Genomic DNA, 17,131 nt, shown 5'->3' with positions numbered 1-17,131 from the left:
CCGGCCATCGTGGGCGGCCGCTCGTGCGGCTCGTGGATCCCGCGTCTCTACCGCTTGCCGGGCATCGCGGTCGGGCGCTCGTGTGGCTTCCGCGTCCCGGGTCTGTGCCGGTTGCCGGCCATGCGGTTGGGCCGGAGCAGCCGCTCAGGCGAGCCCGGTCAGGAAGAGCAATCCGGCGACGACCAGGCCCGCCTCGACCAGCGCGACGAACACCCGGTCGCTGATCGAGGCGACGATCCTCCGGCCGGCCCACGCGCCGGCCATGATGACCGGCGTCAGCGCGGCGCCGTAGAGCACGATCCGCCCGGTGAGCAGATCACCGGCGCCGTAGGCGGCCGTCTTGGTCAGGTGCAGGGTGAGCGCGGCGGCGGCCTCGGTGCCGATGTACGCCGCGCGCGTCAACCCGTACGCCAAAAAGAGCGGCGCCGTCAGCGGGCCCACCGACCCCAGCAGCGCCGAACCGAATCCCGACGCGGCGCCGACACCGATGAACGCCCGGTCGCCGGGCCGGCCGGGGCGCGGGCGGAGCCGGCGCCAGGCCACCACCCCGATGAGGAACGCTCCCAGCACCCGCTTGAGCGGACTCAGCGGGGCGTGGCTCAACAGGACGGCACCGCCCACGGCGAACGGCACAGCGCCGAGGGCGAACCAGCCCACCAGCGGCCACCGGACCTCCCGGCGGTTGAGCCACAGCCGGCTGCCGTTGCTCGACAACTGCGCTAGCGTCAGCATCGGCACCGCGACCCGCAGCCCGAACAAGGCAGTGAAGACCGGCAGCAGCAGCACCCCACCACCGAACCCGGTCACCGCGGACAGCAACGCCAGCAGGAACGCCGCGGCGGCGGCCAGCGCCAACGTCTCCATCGGCTGCCGACTGTAGCCGCGGCGTACGGATCAGGAGCCGCGCGGGGCGTACATGATCACGGCGACGCCGACCAGGCAGATGCTGGCGCCGATGACGTCCCACCGGTCCGGGCGGAACTTGTCCACGACCATGCCCCAGGCGAGCGAGCCGGCGACGAAAACGCCGCCGTAGGCGGCCAGGATCCTGCCGAAGTTGGCGTCGGGCTGTAGGCAGGCCACGAAGCCGTACGCGCCGAGTGCGATCACGCCGGCGGCTATCCACCACAGGCCGCGGTGTTCGCGCCAGCCCTGCCAGATCAGCCAGGCGCCGCCGATCTCGGCGAGGGCCGCCAGGACGAAGAGCAGCAAGGAACGGGCGATGATCACCTTGGCCACGGTATCCGTACCGGATCGGTCGGAGTGGTCACGGGGTGGCGCAGGAACAGGCGCCGCCGGCGCAACTCGCGCGGTGGCGCTTGTGGGTGGTGCGCCACCAGGCGGCGCCGGCCAGGGCGGTGAGTACTGCGGCGATCCCTGGCATCCAGGACACGGTCGCGGCCCAGGTCGCGCCGGAGAGGACTCCGGCGGTCAGGAGCAGCGGGAGGGCGCAGCAGGCCGCGCAGGCGAGGGCGGCGAGGCCGGTCAGGCCGGGTGGCAGCAGCCGGCGGGTACGGGCAACCAGGCCGGAGGGCGGGAGTCGGCGGGCGGGGTCAGCGGGGATCGGCATCCGGGGCTCCTACCGCGATGGTGGCGAACGGGATCGGGCAGCAGGGCTGGCCGGCGCAGGTCACCAGGTCGTCGCAGCCGGCGTCGACGGCCGCCCGCAGCGTGCCGGCGATGATCTGCAGGTCGCTGATCTTGGCTTCCACTTCGGCGAGTTTGGCCTGCGCCCGGGACTGCAGCCCGGCATCGGCGCCGCCCCGCCCGTGCCGGTGCCGGCCGGTCTCCAGCAGGTCGGCGATCTCGTCGAGGGTGAAGCCCAGCCGCTGCGCCGCCTTGATGACCCGCAGGACGGTGACCGTCTCGGCCGGGTACATCCGGTGCCCGCCCAGGCTGCGGTCCGGTTCGGCGAGCAGGCCCCGGCGTTCGTAGTAGCGCAGCGTCTGGAGATTCACTCCCGCGGCCGCGGCGACCGCACTGCTGCGCAGTCCGCTCATGCGGCCATCCCGGCGACTGCCCGGCCGGCGAGCGCGTCCAGCACGGCGATCTGGGCGGGCGGCACCTGTATGTCGAGGTTCACCGCTTCATGCTCACCTTCACCGGTTGCGGCGAAGGTGAACGTGAAGAAGGAGCAGCACGAGCTCTCCCGGGCGGTGAGGTCGCGGGCCACCGGCTCGGCGGCCGGGTCGAGCCGCCACCGCAGCACGGTGGGCGACAGCCGCCGCTGATCACGCAGCGCGGTGGCGAAGAGGTCGTCGAACTCGGCCAGCCGCAGCGGCTGGTCGACGGTGGGCAGGGTGCACGCCTCGGGCACCCACACCTGGTCTTCTCCGGTCATGGTCCGACGGTAAACCCGTACCTGGGTACCGGATGCAAGTCGACCGGGCCTTGTCGTGGCGCCGGACGGGTTGTCGCGTGGTGGGCGGGGCGGTCTCGTCGTGGGGCGGGGGAGGGGTGTTGCCGTGGTGGGGCTGGGCGGTCTCCTCCGGACGCGGGAACTGTGGCGTACGCGTAGTGGGCCGGTCGGTCTCAGCGGCGCGGGACGGGCGCTGCGAGCGTGGTGGGTCGGTGCGGCTTCTCGCGGCGCGGGAAGGGCGTTGCGAGCGTGGTGGGTCGGTGTGGCTTCTTACGCCGCGGAAGGGCGTCGCGAGCGTGGTGGGTCGGTGTGGCTTTATCGCGGCGCTGGGACGGCGCTGCGCGCGTGGTGGGTCGGGCGGTCTGATCGCGATGCGGGAGTGAGGCGTTCGGGTGGTGGGTTGACCGGGGTCAGCGCGGCGCGGGGACGGGTGGGTTCGCGTGGTGGGGCGGGCGGTCGGTGACCCGGTGCTCCGCCATCCGCAGCGCCTCGATCACCAGGCGGCGCACGTGCGGGTCTGTGACCGCGTACACCGACCGGCGGCCGTCGCGGCGGGCCCGGACCAGCCCGGCGAGGCGCAGCTTGCCGAGATGCTGAGACACGGCCGGGCGCGCCGCACCCACCAGCCGCGTCAAAGCAGTCACGTCGCTTTCCGCGTCGACCAGAGCAGCCATCAGGCGCAGTCTCGTGCCGTCGGCGAGCATTCCCAGAGTGACCGTCGCCGCCTGGATCACGTCGTCGCTCATGGGTGGTTCCTGCAGGTCACTGGCAGTTGCACCGTTGTCGCGTGCGTACATGAGCACATATTATCGGCGGTAGGCACCGCCCACCAGAACGGCAGGGGAGTACGGATGGTCGACCACGACCACCAGCACGACCGCGAGCATGATCACGGCCACAGCCACCACGACGGCTGGTGGGAGCGCCTGCGTCACCAGATCACCCCGCACTCGCACGACAGCGCCGACAAGGTCGACCCGGCCCTTGAGTCGTCGCGTGAAGGACTCCGCGCCCTGTGGATCTCGCTGATCGTGCTGGGGGTCACCGCGGCCCTGCAAGCAGGTGTCGTCGTGTTTTCCGGCTCAGTGGCGCTGCTCGGCGACACGCTGCACAACGTCGCTGACGCGCTGACCGCCGTACCCCTGGGTATCGCGTTCTTGCTCGGCCGCCGGGCCGCGACCCGGGCGTACACCTATGGTTTCGGCCGGGCCGAGGATCTCGCCGGCATTGTCATCGTGCTGGTGATCGCCGCTTCGGCGATCGCCGCCGGTTGGACCGCGGTCAACCGGTTGCTGCACCCGCAGACCATGACGCACCTGCCGTGGGTGCTGGCCGCCGGCGTGATCGGCTTCGTGGGCAACGAGATCGTCGCCCGCTACCGCATCCGTGTCGGCCGGCGCATCGGTTCGGCGGCGCTGGTCGCCGACGGTCTGCACGCTCGCACCGACGGGTTCACCTCGCTCGCGGTTGTCGTCGCGGCGGCCGGCGCCTGGATCGGCTGGCAGTGGGCCGACCCGGCCGTCGGGCTGGCGATCACGGCGGCGATCGCGTTCGTGCTCAAGGACGCCGCGCGGGAGGTGTACCGGCGGCTGATGGACCGGGTGGATCCGGAGCTGGTCGACCGGGCCGAGGAATCGCTGCGGGCGGTTCCGGGCATCCGCGACGTGTCCGGGCTGCGGCTGCGCTGGATCGGGCACCGGATGCACGCCGAGGCGGCCGTGGTGGTGGATGCTGATCTGAGCCTGCTGGCCGCGCATGAGATCGCGGCGGACGCTGAGCATCAGCTGACCACCAGGTGCCGCGTCTGACCGGCGCGACCGTGCACGTGGACCCGGCCAGCCACCCGGGCGACAGCCACCACACCGACCTGTCCCACCACCGTCGCGACCGTCTTTCCGCGCCCTGACAGATTCCGGATAGGGCTCGACCTTCTGAAGTGCCACCATCGAGAGATGGGTGACGATGCCGTGGTCATCGGGGCCGGCATGGCCGGTCTGTCGGCCGCGCGGGTGCTGGCCGACCGGTTCGACCGGGTGGCGGTCGTCGATCGGGACCGGTTGCCGCCCGGGCCGGACAGCCGCCGCGGCGTGCCGCAGAGTGCCCACCCGCACGCCCTGCTCGCGGTCGGCCGCGACGCCCTGGAGCAGCTCTTCCCCGGGCTGACCGACGAGCTGCTCGCGCTCGGCGCCCGGTGGATCGACGTGGCCCGCGACGCGCACGTCTGGCAGCTCGACGGCTACCGGGTGCGGGCCGACAGCGGCGTCACGATGCTCGCCATGAGCCGGCCGCTGTTGGAGAGCTGTGTGCGGCGGCGGGTGCGGGCGTTGCCCCAGGTGAGCGTTCTCGACCAGACCGCGGTGGCCGGGCTGACCGGCCGGACCGGCGAGCGGGTCACCGGCGTGACCCTGGCCGACGGCCGGGAGCTCCCGGCCGAGCTGGTGGTCGATGCCAGCGGGCGCGGCAGCCGCTCCGACCGCTGGCTGCACGACCTCGGCTTTCCGAGCCCGCCGGAGTCGGTGATCACCGTACGCGTGCACTACACGACCCGCCTGGTCAGCGGCCGGCCGAAGTGTCTGCCGGGACCCGGGATGATCGTGCTCGCCGAGAGCCCGCCGCAGCACCAGCGCTATGGCGCCGCGTTCTCCGTCGAGGGCGACCGGTGGCTCGTCACCCTCGGCGGCTTCCACGGCGAGCAGGCACCCACCGATCCCGAGGGCTACCAGCGCTTCGCCGAGAGCCTGCCGGACGGCACCATCGCCGAGCTGCTGCGTACCGGGGAGCCGCTGACCGACCCGGTCGCCTACACCTATCCGACGAGCCGGCGCCGGCACTTCGAACGGCTACGCCGGATCCCGGCGGGGTACGTGGCCATGGGCGACGCGCTGTGCAGCTTCAATCCCGTGTACGGGCACGGCATGACGGTCGCCGCGCTGGAAGCCGTCACGCTGGCGGAGTGTCTCGATCGGCACCGCGGTCCAGGGGCAGCGATGGCGCGTGACTTCTACCGCCGCAGCGCCAAGCCGATCGCCGTCGCCTGGGAGATGGCCGCCACGACCGACTTCGCCTATCCCGGCACGCAGGGTCCCAAGCCGCGCGGGCTGGCCCTGACGCACTGGTACCAGCGGCAGATCTTCCGGGCCGGCCACGTCTCGCCGGAGGTCATCCGGCAGGTCGTACGGGTGCAGCACCTGCTCGCGCCCGGGTCCGCGCTGCTGAGACCGGCCATGGTCGCCAAGGTCCTCCGTGCCGCCCGTCGTGACCGGAAGGCGGCGGGCAGCTCTGCGGCCTGATCGCCCATCCTCTAGATTCAGCGGATGGCTTTGCTGCACCGCGCGGAACTTACCCCGACCAAGCTTGAGCTGCTGGCGGGCTGGCTGCCCGGCCGCCCGTGGTTCGCCGGCCCGCCGGAGGCCGAGGTGACCCGGGTCTCGGCCTTCCGCTTCGACGACCCGGCCGGCGCGGTCGGCCTGGAGACGATGCTGGTCCGCGCCGGTGACGGCCCGGTCCTGCAGGTTCCGCTCACCTATCGCGACGCACCCCTGGACGGCGCCGAGGAGTGGCTGATCGGCACGACCGAGCACTCGGCCCTGGGCCGCCGCTGGGTCTATGACGCCTGTGCCGACCCGGTCTACGCCGCGGTGCTGGCCCGGGTGATCCACGCCGGCGGCACCCAGGCGGAGGAGTACTTCGAGGTCGACGGCCGGCGCGAGACCCGCGCGCCGGCCATGACCGTCAGCGGCAGCGGGACCGGGGACGCCGCGGTCCCGGCCGTCGGCGCCGTGCACCGGGTCGTCGACGAGGACCCGACGGTGATCGTGACGGACGACGTGGAGCTGGCCGTGCTGCGCCGCCTCGGCACCAGCCAGCGGGTCACCGGCCCGGTGCTGACCGGCATGTGGGGCGACGAGCCGCTGCCCGTGCCGTTGGCCTACGCCACCCCGCCGCAGTGACCGACCGCGGTCACTGAGCCGCGATCCGGCCCAGTGACAATTCAGCCGTCACTGGGCCGCCACCCCGGCGCGGTGACGGACGGCGGGTTACCGAGCCGCCGCCCGGTCGCCGGTCACCTGGAGCAGTCGCAGCGGGATCGCGTCCGCCATGGCCTGCATCCCGGCGTCGTTCGGGTGCAGGTGGTCGCCGCTGTCGTAGCGCGGAAGGATACGCAGCGGCTGCGCCGGATCCCGGACCGCCCGGTCGAAGTCGATCACGCCGTCGTACTCGCCGCTGGTCCGGATCCACCGGTTGACCGCGGCCCGCTTGGCCTCGTTCTCCTCGCTGTAGTAGCCGGTGATCGTGGTGTCCTGGAACGGCGTCAGGGTGGCGCCGATGATCCGCAGGCCGCGTTCGTGGGCCCGGGCGATCAGCTGCCGATAGCCGGCGATCAACTCGTCGACAGTCACCGCCTCGGACGGCGGGGCCAGCGAGGTCGGCTGGCCGATGTCGTTGATGCCGAGCAACACGATCACCGCGCGGGCGCCCGGCTGGGCCAGCACGTCGCGGTCGAAGCGGCTCAGCGCGCTGTCGCCGAAGAGCGGCCCGATCCCGGAGAACGGGGTGCCGGCCACCGTGTTGCCGTCGTACAGCAGGCGGTTGCCGCCGATGCCCTTGTTGAGCACGCCCAGGTGCCGCAGTGAGGCCTGCCCCTGCAACCGGCGGGCCAGGAAGTCGGGCCAGCGGTGGTTGGCGTCGACCGTGGTGATCGCACCGTCGGTGATGGAGTCGCCGAACGCCACGACCGAGGCCGCCCGCGGCGCCGTGGCGACGCTGACGCCGGAGAGGAAGTGCCAGGACGTCATGGTCGTCGCGCCGGGCAGGGCGGGGGAGCGGGTGACGTTGCCGGCGGCGAGGTAGTTGGTCTGGAACGCGGAGCCGTGCACGGTCGCGGCGGCGGTGCGCCGCGGCAGGTGGATGCTCACCACAAGATCGGAGAGCGCCGGTACGGGCAGAGCCACGGGATCGCTGAGCGCGGGGGCACCGGGCGGGATGCTGAACGAGGATCGCCCGCCGAAGGTGAGCCTGCGGTCGGTGCCGGCCAGCAGCTGGGAGCCGCCGGTACTGCGGGCCACCCGCGCCTCGCCGATCACCAGCGGCTCGGTGCCGTACTCGTTGGACAGCCGCACCCGCAGGGAGCGGCCCGCGATGCTGGTGTGCACGATCTGGCGCAAGGTCTGGTTCTCGAACACGGTCTGCGGCATCGGCGGGGTGGCCGCGCCGGTCACGGCCGTGCTCCAGGTGCCGGTCCAGGTGGCCGGCCGGTCGGCCGCGACGGCCGAGCCGGTCAGGGTGAGGGTCGCGACGCCGAACGTGGCGAGCGCGGCGGCGCACAGGCGCCGGAGTCGCAGGGATGCAGTCATCGTCGACCTCCGTTCCGGACCAGCCCAGCTCAGCCCGGCGGAGGTGTCAAGACATCGACGAACATCAAGTTCTTGCACTCGCCGCCAGCGCGGCGGCCAGCTGATCCGACCAGGCCCGGACCACCCGGGCCCGGCGGCGGGAGTCGTCGGTGAGCACGTCGGCCAGCGCCAGGCCCCGGGCCAGATCGAGGGTGGCCTGGATGAGACCGCGGACGGCCGGGTCGGTGTCGTCGACCCGCAACAGCCGTACGGCCCGCCGGTGGACGCCCCGGGCGAAGTGCCGTTCCAGCGGGACCACCGCGGCCCGCAGCTCGGGGTCGGCGGCGGCCACTGTCCACACCTGTAGCGCGGCCCGGAACAGCTCGCCGCCGATCGCGTCGACCAGGCCCGTCACCACGGCGTGCACCCGGTCCGGGCTCGTGCCCCCGGGGTCCGGCAGGGCGTCGAGCAGGGCCGCCCGCTCCTCGAACATGGCCTCCAGCGCGGCCAGGATCAGCGCCTCCCGGGTCCGGAAGTGGTGTTGGACGGCCCCGCGGCTGATGCCTGCCTCGGCGGCGATGAAGGCCACCGTCGAGACCTCCCACCCATGTCGCGCCAGGCTCCGGATGGTCGTCTCCAGCAGGCGCCGGCGCGTCTCCCGGGAGCGGTCCTGTTTGGGTGCCGAGTCGTCAGCCATCCTTGGCAACCACCGCCAGCGGCGTGCCCTGGCTGACCTGCCGGCCCACGGGGACCGGCAGCTCCGTCACCGTGCCGTCCGCCGGGGCACGCACCACGTGCTCCATCTTCATCGCCTCCAGCCAGATCAGTGCCTGACCGGCCACGACGGCTTCGCCGATCCGCACGTCCGTGCGCACCACCGTGCCGGGCATCGGCGCCACCAGGGCACCGGCCGGCAGCTGGTCCGACGGGTCGGTGAAGCGCGGCACCCGGCGCAGCTCCAGCGAGCCCTGCGGCCCGTCGACGACCACGCGGTCGGCGAAGCGGCCCACCGTCCACCGGCGGCGGACACCGTCGAGGTCGAGCACCACGGCGTCGGCGGTGGCGTCGACCAGGGCGACGTCGTCGCGGCCCGCCACCTCCAGGCCGTCGCGGCCGAAGCGGTACCGCACCTGGATCTCGGCGTCGCCGGCGGCGTAGGTGCGGCTGCGGTAGCCGACCGGGATGTTGCGGAAACCGCGCGCCGGCAGCGGCACCAGCGCGGCGTCGGACAGCGCCGCGACCAGGGCACCGAGAGCCGGGTCGAGCCCGGTCCCGGCCGTCAGTTCGGCCGGCGGGTGGTCGGTGTAGAAGCCGGTCCCGGCGGTGCCGGCCAGGAACTGCGGGTGCAGCAGGCTCGCGACCAGCAGGTCACGGTTGGTGGCCACCCCGTGCACCCGCGAGCGGCGCAGGGCGGCGGCCAGCTGCCGGGCCGCGGCCTCCCGGGTCGACGCGTACGCGATGACCTTCGCCAGCATGCCGTCGTAGTGGGTGCCGACGACGCTGCCGTCCACCACCCCGGAGTCGAGGCGGAGGCCGTCCAGCCCCGCGCGTTCGAAACGGGCCGTCACGCCGGGGACGTCGAAGGTGACCACGGTGCCGGTCTCGGGGCGCCAGTCGTCGGCGGGGCTCTCGGCGTACAGGCGGGCCTCGACGGCGTAGCCGGTCATTGCCGGCTCCGCACCGCTGAGCCGGCGGCCCGCCGCGACGTCGAGTTGGAGGCCGACCAGGTCGGTGCCGGTGACGCACTCGGTGACCGGGTGCTCGACCTGCAGGCGGGTGTTCATCTCCAGGAACCAGAAGTCGCCGTTGCCGGCGGCGATGAACTCCACCGTGCCCGCGCCGCGGTAGCCGACCGCGGCCGCGGCCTGCCGGCCCGCGGCGAGCAGGCGTTCGCGCAGGTCGCCGCCGATCCGCTCGACGAGCGGCGCGGGCGCCTCTTCGATCACCTTCTGGTGCCGGCGTTGCAGGGAGCACTCGCGTTCGCCGAGCGCCCAGACGGTGCCGTGGGCGTCGGCCATGATCTGCACCTCGATGTGGTGCCCCTCGTCCAGGTACCGCTCGCAGAAGACGGTGGGATCGCCGAACGCGGCGCCCGCCTCGCGGGCCGCGGACGCGACGGCCGCGGGCAGCTCGGCCAGGGTGCGCACGATCCGCATGCCGCGCCCACCGCCGCCGGCCGAGGCCTTGACCAGTACGGGCAGGTCGGCCTCGGTGACGGCGTCCGGTTCGAGCAGGTCGAGCACGCTCAGGCCGGCCGCCGCCATCCGGCGCTTGGACTCGATCTTGGAGCCCATCACCTCGATCGCCGCCGGGTCGGGGCCGATCCAGGTCAGGCCGGCGTCCTGCACCGCGCGGGCGAAACCGGCGTTCTCGGCCAGGAAGCCGTAGCCGGGGTGGATCGCGTCGGCGCCGGCCCGGTGGGCCGCCGCGATGATGAGATCGCCGTGCAGGTACGTGTCGGCCGGCGTCGAGCCGGGCAGGCGTACGGCGCTGTCCGCCTCCCGCACGTGCGGGCTGTCCGCGTCGGGATCGGAGAAGACGGCGACTGTTGCCAGGCCACGACGCCGGCAGGTGGTGAAGATGCGCCGGGCGATCTCACCGCGGTTGGCGACCAGAACGGCGTGGAAAGTCATGCTGCTCTCACATCCGGAAGACGCCGAAGGCGTCGGTGCCCGACACCGGCGCGGTGTGGATGGCGGACAGGGCGATGCCCAGCACGTCACGGGTGTCGCGGGGGTCGATGATCCCGTCGTCGTAGACCAGCCCGGACAGCACCATCGGCATCGCCTCCGCGGTGATCTGCTGCTCGATCGCCTGCCGCATCAGCTGCGCGGCGTCCTCGTCGAACGGCCGGCCCTGGGCCAGCGCGGAGGCCCGGGACACCATGGTGCTCACGTCGGCGAGCTGCTGGGCGCCCATCACCGCGGACCGCGCGCTCGGCCAGGCGAAGACGAACCGGGGGTCGTAGGCGCGGCCGCACATGCCGTAGTGGCCGGCGCCGTACGAGTTGCCGATGAGCAGCGAGATGTGCGGGACGGTCGAGTTGGACACCGCGTTGATCATCATGGCGCCGTGCTTGATGATGCCGCCCTGCTCGTACTCCGCACCGACCATGTAACCGGTCGTGTTGTGCAGGAACAGCAGCGGGGTGTGCGAGCGGTTGGCGAGCTGGATGAACTGGGCCGCCTTCTGCGCCTCGGCACTGAACAGCACACCGCGGGCGTTGGCCAGGATGCCGACCGGGTAGCCGTGCAGCTGCGCCCAGCCGGTGACCAGCGAGCTGCCGTACAGCGGCTTGACCTCGTCGAAGTCGCTGTCGTCGACGATCCGGGCGATGACCTCGCGCGGGTCGAAGGGCGCCTTGAGGCCGGGCGGCACGATCGACAGCAGCTCCTCGGCCGCGTACCGCGGGGGTTTTGGGGTGGCCGTGACCGGGCCGCCCGCCTTGCGCCAGTTGAGCCGCGCGACGATGCGCCGTCCGATCCGGATGGCGTCCTGCTCGTCGCGCGCGAAGTGGTCGGCGAGGCCGGACAGCCGCGCGTGCATCTCGGCACCGCCGAGCGACTCGTCGTCGGACTCCTCGCCGGTGGCCGCCTTGACCAGCGGTGGACCGGCCAGGAAGACCTTCGAGCGCCGCTCGATCAGCACCACGTGGTCACTCATCCCGGGCAGGTACGCGCCGCCGGCCGTCGAGTTGCCGAAGACCAGCGCGATCGTCGGGATGCCGGCCGCGGACAGCCGGGTGAGGTTGCGGAAGACCGCGCCGCCGGGGACGAAGACCTCCTTCTGGGTGGGCAGGTCGGCGCCCCCGGACTCGACCAGCGAGATCACCGGTAGCCGGTTGTGCAGGGCGACCTCGTGCATCCGCAGCGTCTTGCGCAGCGACCACGGGTTGCTGGCGCCGCCCTTGACCGTCGGATCGTTGGCGATCAGCAGGCACTCGACCCCGCTGACCACGCCGATCCCGGCCACGACGCTGCCGCCGACGGTGAACGACGAGCCGTAGCCGGCCAGCGCGGCCAGCTCCAGGAACGGCGAGTCCTCGTCGAGCAGCAGCTCGATCCGCTCACGGGCGGTCATCTTCCCCCGGGCATGGTGCCGGGCCTCCGCTTTCTCGCCGCCGCCGGCCACCGCCCGGGCGGTCTCGGCCGTGATCTCGGCGAGCGCGTCCAGCATCGCCTGCCGAGCGGCCAGGGCCTCGTCGGTGGCGGGTTCGAGCGTGGACCGCAGGACGGTCACAGTTCCTCCCGATCGGTCAGCAGTGCTACGGGGATCTCGACGTGCCGGGACCGCAGCCACTCGCCGAGGCCCTTGGCCTGCGGATCGAAGCGGGCGTGGTAGGCGACGCCCGCGCCGAGGAGCCCCTCGACGACGACGTTGACGGCCCGGATGCCGGGCAGGCGGGTGATCCGGACGGGCAGCGCGGCGGTCTCGGGGAGCAGCTCCCGGATGGTCTGCTCGCTGATCAGGGCGGCCAGCCACGGGTATGCGTCGGCGTCGCGCACCCAGAGGCCGATGTTGGCGTTGCCACCCTTGTCGCCCGAGCGGGCCCCGGCCAGCGTGCCCAGCGGCATCCGGCGGGTCGGCCCAGCTCCGACACCGGGCCCGGGATCAGCTCCTGGTTCGTCGGGCGCACCCCGGATCTCGGGGCTGCCGGGTGCCGGCGGCTTGATCGGCGCGCGGCCGGCCGGTCCTGCGATGGCGGTGACCTGCGGTCCGCCGGCATGCGGCCGGAGCGCCTGGGTGACCGGCGGCGGCTCGATCGATTCCACCGCGCCGTCGTGGCGGACGACCTCGTGCGCCGGCACGGCCTGGGGGACAAACCCCGCCGTGAAGACGCCGTAGGGCTGGGCGCCGGCCGGCGGGGTGGTGCTGAAGAAGCCGGGGTACGACGAGAGCGCCAGCTCGACCGCGGCCTTGCTGAACGCGCGACCGGCCACCCTCTCGTCCGGGTCCCGGGCGACGACGGTGAGCAGGGCGGACGCCTGCTGCTGGGTGGCCGCGTCGGCGGTGTCGAGCCGGGCCAGGCTCCAGGTGACCTCGGCCGGTGCGGTGCCCGGGGCGGCCTCGAACTGGCGGCGGAACAGTGCCGCCTTGGCCTCGATGTCCAGCCCGGTCAGCACGACGGTCAGCTCGTTGCGGTAGCCGCCGACGGTGGTGCACGAGACCTTCAGGTCAGGTGGAGGTGCCTCACCGCGTACTCCGGTGATCTCGACCCGGTCCGGACCGGCCTGGCGCAGCGACACCGTGTCGAGGCGGGTGGTGACGTCCGGACCGGCGTAGCGCGCATCGTCCACTTCGTACACCAGCTGGGCCGTGACCGTGCCGACGGTGACCGCCCCGCCGGTGCCGGGGTGCTTGGTGATGACGCTGGAACCGTCCGGGTGCAGCTCGGCGATCGGGAAGCCGGGCCGCAGCGGGTCGTCGAGCTCGGTGAAGAACGCGTAGTTGCCGCCGGTGGCCTGGGCGCCGCACTCGATGACGTGACCGGCGACCGTGGCCCCGGCCAGCGCGTCGAGGTCGTCGCGCCCCCAGCCGAAGTGGGCGATCGCGGGACCGACAGCCAGCGAGGCGTCGGTGACCCGCCCGGTCACCACGACATCAGCACCGCAGGTGAGCGCCCGGGCGATGCCGAAAGCACCGAGGTACGCGTGTGCGCCGAGCGGCGTGCCCAGCCCCAGCTCATCGGCTCGGGGGGTGAGGTCGTCACCGCGTACCAGAGCGACCCGGGCCGGCGTCCCCAGCTCGCGGATCGCGGCGACCAGGGCGGGCGGGTTGACGCCGCCCGCGTTGGCGACGATCCGCACGCCGCGCTCCAGCGTCAGCCGCAGGCAATCCCGCAGCTGCACCAGGAACGTCTTGGCATAGCCGGTCGCCGGGTCTCGCGCGCGGTCCCGGCCGAGGATCAGCATGGTCAGCTCGGCCAGGTAGTCGCCGGTGAGCACGTCGAGCTCGCCGCCCTCGAGCATCTCCCGCATGGCCGAGAGCCGGTCGCCGTAGAACCCGGAACAGTTGCCGACGCGCAGCATCTCGGGGCTCATGCCGACCGACCCTGGCACAGGTTCAAAAAACAAGCAAGCGCGCTTGTTTCTGCCGGGTGCCCTTCGCTAGCGTCGGCCCATGCGCCTCAACGAGGACCACCGCGCCTTCCGGGACAGCGTCCGCCGGTTCGTCGACACCGAGGTCAACCCGCACGTCGACGCCTGGGAGGCGGCCGGCCGGGTGCCCCTGCACGACCTGCTGCCCAAGGCCGCGGCCCTCGGCCTGCTCGGTCTCGAATACGACGAGGCCTACGGCGGCGAGGGCGCCGACGCGAGCTTCCAGCTGGTCGCGGCCGAGGAGTACGGCCGGATGCACGCCACCGGGGTCGGGATGGCCATCGGCGTCCAGGCGATGATGGCGACACCCTCACTGCACGATTACGGTTCACCTGAACTGAAGGAGCATTACCTCACCCCGGCCATCGCCGGCACCGCGGTCACGTCGATCGCCGTGACCGAGCCGGACACCGGCTCCGACGTGGCCCAGCTGCGCACCCGGGCGGTCCGCGACGGCGACGACTGGGTCATCACCGGCCGCAAGGCCTACATCACCAACGGCGCCCAGGCCGACTGGCTCTGCCTGCTGGCGCGCACCTCGGACGAGGGCGGCTACCGGGGCATGTCCCAGATCGTCGTGCCCACGGATCTTCCGGGCTTCAGCGTGGCCCGCACGTTCGACAAGCTGGGCAATCGCTGCTCGGACACGGCGGAGCTGGTGCTGGACCAGGTGCGCGTACCGGTCACCAACACGATCGGCGAGGTGGGGCGGGGCTTCCAGCAGCAGATGCGGCAGTTCGTGACCGAGCGGATGTTCGCCGCGTACACCACGGTCGGTGGCTGCCAGTACGCGCTGGACCGTACGCGCCGCTTCGTCCTGGACCGGCAGGTCTTCGGGCGTCCGCTGGCAGATCGGCAGTACGTGGCGTTCCGCCTGACCGAGCTTCAGGCTGAGGTGGACCTGCTGCGCAGCCACAACCTGGTGACGTGCGAGGCGCTGATGGCGGGCGAGGACATCACCCGGATGGCGACGGTGGCGAAGCTGAAGGCGGGGAGGTTGGTGCGGGAGGTGGCGGACTGGTGCCTGCAGTTCCACGGGGGGATGGGGTATCTGGAGGACAACTGGACCGCTCGGCTGTTCCGGGATACGCGGCTGACGTCTATCGGGGCTGGGGCGGATGAGGTGATGTTGCAGGTGCTGGCCCGGCTCGACGGGCTGCCGGCCTGAGCGGCTGTCAGGGGACCGGCTGGCCGTCCGAGCCGATGACGTAGCCGAACTGGGCGAGCGAGCCGGCGCGGTCGATCTCGTCCAGGGCCTCGGCGGTGAAACCGGTCATCGGGGGATCGCCGGCCCGGTTGCGCCAGCCGGCCAGGCGGACCGACTTGTACTCGAGGTTGACCTCGCCGTTCTCGGTATGGAAGCCGCCGTCGCGCTCGAACATGCCGATCAGCGGCTCGAACGGATCCTCCAGGCCCGGGGGACAGGCGAAGCCCGGCGTGGCACTCAGTGCGGCCCAGTGCAGGATGAACGGAGCCACCTGCCGGACGTTCCAGCCGCTGGACTTCAACGTCTCCAGCAGCTCGTCGACCACGCCTGGATCAGCGCGCACGTTCGGATCGACACACAGGGCGATGTCGAAGAACGGCACCTTCGTGTCGCAGTTGTAGGCCGCCGCCCACCGGGCCGCCCGTCGGAAGTACTCCTTGAGCAGGGCGGCCTTCGACCAGGTCTTGTCGCCGTGGCGTTCCCAGTCGACGGCGCTCAGGCGAGCAGCCACGGCCTGCACGGCTTCGTCGGGTGTCATCGTCCCAATCCTCGCAGAGCGGCGTCGACGACGTCATCGAGGTTCGACAGATCGTCGGCCATCCGCAGGCCGGAGCCGTCGAGGCCGAACAGGCGCCAATGGTCGAAGGGGGCGTTGGGCCGCCATTCGTTGGGCGCCAGCTCGTGGGCGCCAGGGTGGTCGCGGTTGATGATGCGGTCGCCGTCGGCATCGAAAGCATCCGGATGGGACGACCGGTAGGGCAGGCCCGCTTCCATGAGTCTGTTCTCCACGTACTCGTGGGCGGCGAGGTTCCGGAAGGCCGCCATGTCGTCCGGGCTGAGCGTTCCCCGGGTGGCGCGGTCCCAGAGGTCGGTGATGCGCTCGCCCGGGGTGAAGGAGCCGCGCTCGATCTGGTTCGGGCCGAGCGACCCCTTCGTCGATGCCGGTGTTCGCCGCGGCGAGGGGCGTGTCGTCCGCGCTGTCGCGGATGCGCCGGTACGCGTCGGCCGCCCGGTCCGAGAAACCCTCGCCGTTGTCGATGAAGTCGGAGCCGCGGGGGAAGTCGGGCCGGAACTCGCCCGGGTCGGTGCGGGCCAGGGCCCGGTTGCGGCCGCTCAGGTCCGAGAAGATGCCGGCCAGGTCGTCCAGCTTGGTGCCGAGCCGGCGCAGGCTGCTGAGCAGGCCCCGGACGAAGTGCTGGATCCGGTTGACCCACTTGGCCACGAGGGTGGCGACCTGGCCGATGACCACCGGCGTGGCGATGCCCAGCGTCAGCCCGGCCTCGGCGAGCCATTGCGGCAGGCGGGCGGCCAGCGTACCGATGAACTCCGCGATCAGGTCGCGGACGATGCCCCGGACCAGCGCGACCAGTAGGCCCGCGCCCTCCACGGCGGAGGAGATGCCCTGGGCCGCCGTGGCCAGCCCCTCCAGCACCTGCAGCTGCATGCCGGCGTGCGCGCGGTACGCGTCACCGGAGGCGCCGAACCAGCCGGACACCTCGGTGCGGAGGCGGTCGGCGTACTGCTGGCGGGCCTGGTCCGTGAAGGCCGCGACGTTCGACCAGGTGGCGGCGTGTGCGGCGACCTCGTCGGCCCGTAGGCCTGTGTGTCCATGGTGACCTCGTGCACCGCCGACCGGCCCTGCCGGACGGCGTCCGCGATCCCGTCGACGCTGCCGGCGTGCCCGCGTACGGCATCAGCCGGGAACTGGATTTCCTCACCGGGCATGGCTGTCCCGCGGGCCGTCGTCACCAGGCCCGTCCGGCGGCTCCGGGAACCGCTCCGCGTACGAGTGGATCACCGCGCGGCCGGTCTCGGTGTCGGCGCCGACGGTCTGCTCCACCTGGGCGGCGACGCGGGCGGAGAGCTGCGCCTGGGCGCGGCGGATCAGGCCCATGATCTCCCGGCTGAGTTGTGCACCGGTCAGCTGGCCCGGCCGGTCCTCGATGTCGAGGCGTTCAAGCTGGCCGGCCGACCCGACGGCGACGGAAATGGACCCGTCGCGGCTCGTTGCCTCCCCGGTCAGCGCGGCGACCCGGCGCGACAGCTCCACGGCCCGCGCGGCGTTCGCATCGACGCCGGCCGCCCAGGTCTCCAGCCAATCCTCGGCCGAATCGATATCTCTCATGACATAGCC

At 72.6% G+C, this 17,131-nt stretch carries 19 protein-coding genes; 5 read left to right on the top strand and 14 right to left on the bottom strand.

Annotation, left to right across the window (positions count from 1 at the left end):
• Positions 1–144 precede the first annotated feature (144 nt).
• The 6 genes from ACZ6S4_RS32210 to ACZ6S4_RS32185 form a co-directional block, all read right to left on the bottom strand.
• A complete protein-coding gene (locus tag ACZ6S4_RS32210) occupies positions 145–864 on the bottom strand; it encodes a sulfite exporter TauE/SafE family protein (RefSeq protein ID WP_465478519.1) in 720 nt (239 codons plus the stop codon).
• 30 nt (positions 865–894) lie between these two features.
• The gene (locus ACZ6S4_RS32205; RefSeq protein ID WP_465478518.1) at positions 895–1,230 is read right to left on the bottom strand and encodes a YnfA family protein; all 336 of its coding nucleotides are present in this window, start codon (positions 1,228–1,230) and stop codon (positions 895–897) included.
• Positions 1,231–1,267: 37 nt separating this feature from the next.
• A complete protein-coding gene (locus ACZ6S4_RS32200; RefSeq protein WP_465478517.1) occupies positions 1,268–1,570 on the bottom strand; it encodes a hypothetical protein in 303 nt (100 codons plus the stop codon).
• Complete coding sequence (locus ACZ6S4_RS32195; protein ID WP_465478516.1) at positions 1,554–2,000, bottom strand: MerR family transcriptional regulator; 447 nt, start codon at positions 1,998–2,000, stop codon at positions 1,554–1,556. The genes ACZ6S4_RS32200 and ACZ6S4_RS32195 overlap by 17 nt, the downstream gene beginning before the upstream one ends.
• Entirely contained in the window at positions 1,997–2,341 is a 345-nt protein-coding gene (locus ACZ6S4_RS32190) for a hypothetical protein (RefSeq protein WP_465478515.1), read from the bottom strand. Before ACZ6S4_RS32190 ends, ACZ6S4_RS32195 begins: the two co-directional genes overlap by 4 nt.
• Before the next feature lie 428 nt (positions 2,342–2,769).
• Positions 2,770–3,105, bottom strand: coding sequence for an ArsR/SmtB family transcription factor (locus ACZ6S4_RS32185; RefSeq protein WP_465478514.1), 336 nt, complete (start codon positions 3,103–3,105; stop codon positions 2,770–2,772).
• Positions 3,106–3,210: 105 nt separating this feature from the next.
• Between ACZ6S4_RS32185 and ACZ6S4_RS32180 the strand changes: the two genes are divergently transcribed.
• From ACZ6S4_RS32180 to ACZ6S4_RS32170, 3 genes are all read left to right on the top strand, one after another.
• Positions 3,211–4,167, top strand: a complete 957-nt coding sequence (locus ACZ6S4_RS32180) for a cation diffusion facilitator family transporter (RefSeq protein WP_465478513.1) — start codon at positions 3,211–3,213, stop codon at positions 4,165–4,167.
• Between the two features lie 144 nt (positions 4,168–4,311).
• Entirely contained in the window at positions 4,312–5,649 is a 1,338-nt protein-coding gene (locus ACZ6S4_RS32175; RefSeq protein ID WP_465478512.1) for an FAD-dependent oxidoreductase, read from the top strand.
• Positions 5,650–5,673: 24 nt separating this feature from the next.
• Complete coding sequence (locus ACZ6S4_RS32170; RefSeq protein WP_465478511.1) at positions 5,674–6,309, top strand: CG0192-related protein; 636 nt, start codon at positions 5,674–5,676, stop codon at positions 6,307–6,309.
• A gap of 87 nt (positions 6,310–6,396) precedes the next feature.
• On the opposite strand, the gene ACZ6S4_RS32165 is transcribed toward ACZ6S4_RS32170, so the two are convergent.
• The 5 genes from ACZ6S4_RS32165 to ACZ6S4_RS32145 form a co-directional block, all read right to left on the bottom strand.
• Complete coding sequence (locus ACZ6S4_RS32165) at positions 6,397–7,713, bottom strand: SGNH/GDSL hydrolase family protein (RefSeq protein ID WP_465478510.1); 1,317 nt, start codon at positions 7,711–7,713, stop codon at positions 6,397–6,399.
• A gap of 64 nt (positions 7,714–7,777) precedes the next feature.
• The gene (locus ACZ6S4_RS32160) at positions 7,778–8,389 is read right to left on the bottom strand and encodes a TetR/AcrR family transcriptional regulator (protein ID WP_465478509.1); all 612 of its coding nucleotides are present in this window, start codon (positions 8,387–8,389) and stop codon (positions 7,778–7,780) included.
• Entirely contained in the window at positions 8,382–10,325 is a 1,944-nt protein-coding gene (locus tag ACZ6S4_RS32155; RefSeq protein WP_465478508.1) for an acetyl/propionyl/methylcrotonyl-CoA carboxylase subunit alpha, read from the bottom strand. The genes ACZ6S4_RS32160 and ACZ6S4_RS32155 overlap by 8 nt, the downstream gene beginning before the upstream one ends.
• 7 nt (positions 10,326–10,332) lie before the next feature.
• Positions 10,333–11,931, bottom strand: a complete 1,599-nt coding sequence (locus tag ACZ6S4_RS32150; RefSeq protein ID WP_465478507.1) for an acyl-CoA carboxylase subunit beta — start codon at positions 11,929–11,931, stop codon at positions 10,333–10,335.
• Positions 11,928–13,733 (bottom strand): acyclic terpene utilization AtuA family protein, encoded by a 1,806-nt coding sequence (locus ACZ6S4_RS32145; RefSeq protein WP_465478506.1) that lies wholly within the window; start codon positions 13,731–13,733, stop codon positions 11,928–11,930. Before ACZ6S4_RS32145 ends, ACZ6S4_RS32150 begins: the two co-directional genes overlap by 4 nt.
• 79 nt (positions 13,734–13,812) lie before the next feature.
• On the opposite strand from ACZ6S4_RS32145, the gene ACZ6S4_RS32140 reads away from it, so the two are divergent.
• Positions 13,813–14,958: an acyl-CoA dehydrogenase family protein gene (locus tag ACZ6S4_RS32140; protein WP_465478505.1), complete on the top strand. Its 1,146-nt coding sequence runs from the start codon at positions 13,813–13,815 to the stop codon at positions 14,956–14,958.
• A 7-nt stretch (positions 14,959–14,965) separates the two neighbouring features.
• Here ACZ6S4_RS32140 and ACZ6S4_RS32135 read toward each other — a convergent pair whose 3' ends face one another.
• Positions 14,966–15,535, bottom strand: a complete 570-nt coding sequence (locus ACZ6S4_RS32135) for a hypothetical protein (protein ID WP_465478504.1) — start codon at positions 15,533–15,535, stop codon at positions 14,966–14,968.
• Positions 15,532–15,771 (bottom strand): hypothetical protein, encoded by a 240-nt coding sequence (locus ACZ6S4_RS32130; protein ID WP_465478503.1) that lies wholly within the window; start codon positions 15,769–15,771, stop codon positions 15,532–15,534. Before ACZ6S4_RS32130 ends, ACZ6S4_RS32135 begins: the two co-directional genes overlap by 4 nt.
• Here ACZ6S4_RS32130 and ACZ6S4_RS32125 point away from each other — a divergent pair.
• A complete protein-coding gene (locus tag ACZ6S4_RS32125; protein ID WP_465478502.1) occupies positions 15,770–16,369 on the top strand; it encodes a hypothetical protein in 600 nt (199 codons plus the stop codon). The two genes, ACZ6S4_RS32130 and ACZ6S4_RS32125, sit on opposite strands and share 2 nt — an antisense overlap.
• Positions 16,370–16,711: 342 nt before the next feature.
• Here the strand turns inward: ACZ6S4_RS32125 and ACZ6S4_RS32120 are convergent, their stop codons facing one another.
• Complete coding sequence (locus tag ACZ6S4_RS32120; RefSeq protein ID WP_465478501.1) at positions 16,712–17,122, bottom strand: YbaB/EbfC family nucleoid-associated protein; 411 nt, start codon at positions 17,120–17,122, stop codon at positions 16,712–16,714.
• Positions 17,123–17,131: the final 9 nt, after the last annotated feature.

The sequence above is a fragment of the Actinoplanes sp. NPDC051405 genome (genome assembly GCF_055586185.1).
This window is presented reverse-complemented; position numbering and strand designations above follow the sequence as displayed.

What these genes read in the sequence shown, in the direction of transcription:
- ACZ6S4_RS32195 (WP_465478516.1), bottom strand. Translation starts at nt 2,000, where the DNA reads ATGAGCGGACTGCGCAGCAGTGCGGTCGCCGCGGCCGCGGGAGTGAAT.
- ACZ6S4_RS32165 (WP_465478510.1), bottom strand. Translation starts at nt 7,713, where the DNA reads ATGACTGCATCCCTGCGACTCCGGCGCCTGTGCGCCGCCGCGCTCGCC.
- ACZ6S4_RS32210 (WP_465478519.1), bottom strand. Translation starts at nt 864, where the DNA reads ATGGAGACGTTGGCGCTGGCCGCCGCCGCGGCGTTCCTGCTGGCGTTG.
- ACZ6S4_RS32160 (WP_465478509.1), bottom strand. Translation starts at nt 8,389, where the DNA reads ATGGCTGACGACTCGGCACCCAAACAGGACCGCTCCCGGGAGACGCGC.
- ACZ6S4_RS32155 (WP_465478508.1), bottom strand. Translation starts at nt 10,325, where the DNA reads ATGACTTTCCACGCCGTTCTGGTCGCCAACCGCGGTGAGATCGCCCGG.
- ACZ6S4_RS32145 (WP_465478506.1), bottom strand. Translation starts at nt 13,733, where the DNA reads ATGAGCCCCGAGATGCTGCGCGTCGGCAACTGTTCCGGGTTCTACGGC.
- ACZ6S4_RS32175 (WP_465478512.1), top strand. Translation starts at nt 4,312, where the DNA reads ATGGGTGACGATGCCGTGGTCATCGGGGCCGGCATGGCCGGTCTGTCG.
- ACZ6S4_RS32170 (WP_465478511.1), top strand. Translation starts at nt 5,674, where the DNA reads ATGGCTTTGCTGCACCGCGCGGAACTTACCCCGACCAAGCTTGAGCTG.
- ACZ6S4_RS32140 (WP_465478505.1), top strand. Translation starts at nt 13,813, where the DNA reads ATGCGCCTCAACGAGGACCACCGCGCCTTCCGGGACAGCGTCCGCCGG.
- ACZ6S4_RS32120 (WP_465478501.1), bottom strand. Translation starts at nt 17,122, where the DNA reads ATGAGAGATATCGATTCGGCCGAGGATTGGCTGGAGACCTGGGCGGCC.
- ACZ6S4_RS32130 (WP_465478503.1), bottom strand. Translation starts at nt 15,771, where the DNA reads ATGGAAGCGGGCCTGCCCTACCGGTCGTCCCATCCGGATGCTTTCGAT.
- ACZ6S4_RS32135 (WP_465478504.1), bottom strand. Translation starts at nt 15,535, where the DNA reads ATGACACCCGACGAAGCCGTGCAGGCCGTGGCTGCTCGCCTGAGCGCC.
- ACZ6S4_RS32200 (WP_465478517.1), bottom strand. Translation starts at nt 1,570, where the DNA reads ATGCCGATCCCCGCTGACCCCGCCCGCCGACTCCCGCCCTCCGGCCTG.
- ACZ6S4_RS32180 (WP_465478513.1), top strand. Translation starts at nt 3,211, where the DNA reads ATGGTCGACCACGACCACCAGCACGACCGCGAGCATGATCACGGCCAC.
- ACZ6S4_RS32190 (WP_465478515.1), bottom strand. Translation starts at nt 2,341, where the DNA reads ATGACCGGAGAAGACCAGGTGTGGGTGCCCGAGGCGTGCACCCTGCCC.
- ACZ6S4_RS32125 (WP_465478502.1), top strand. Translation starts at nt 15,770, where the DNA reads ATGAGTCTGTTCTCCACGTACTCGTGGGCGGCGAGGTTCCGGAAGGCC.
- ACZ6S4_RS32185 (WP_465478514.1), bottom strand. Translation starts at nt 3,105, where the DNA reads ATGAGCGACGACGTGATCCAGGCGGCGACGGTCACTCTGGGAATGCTC.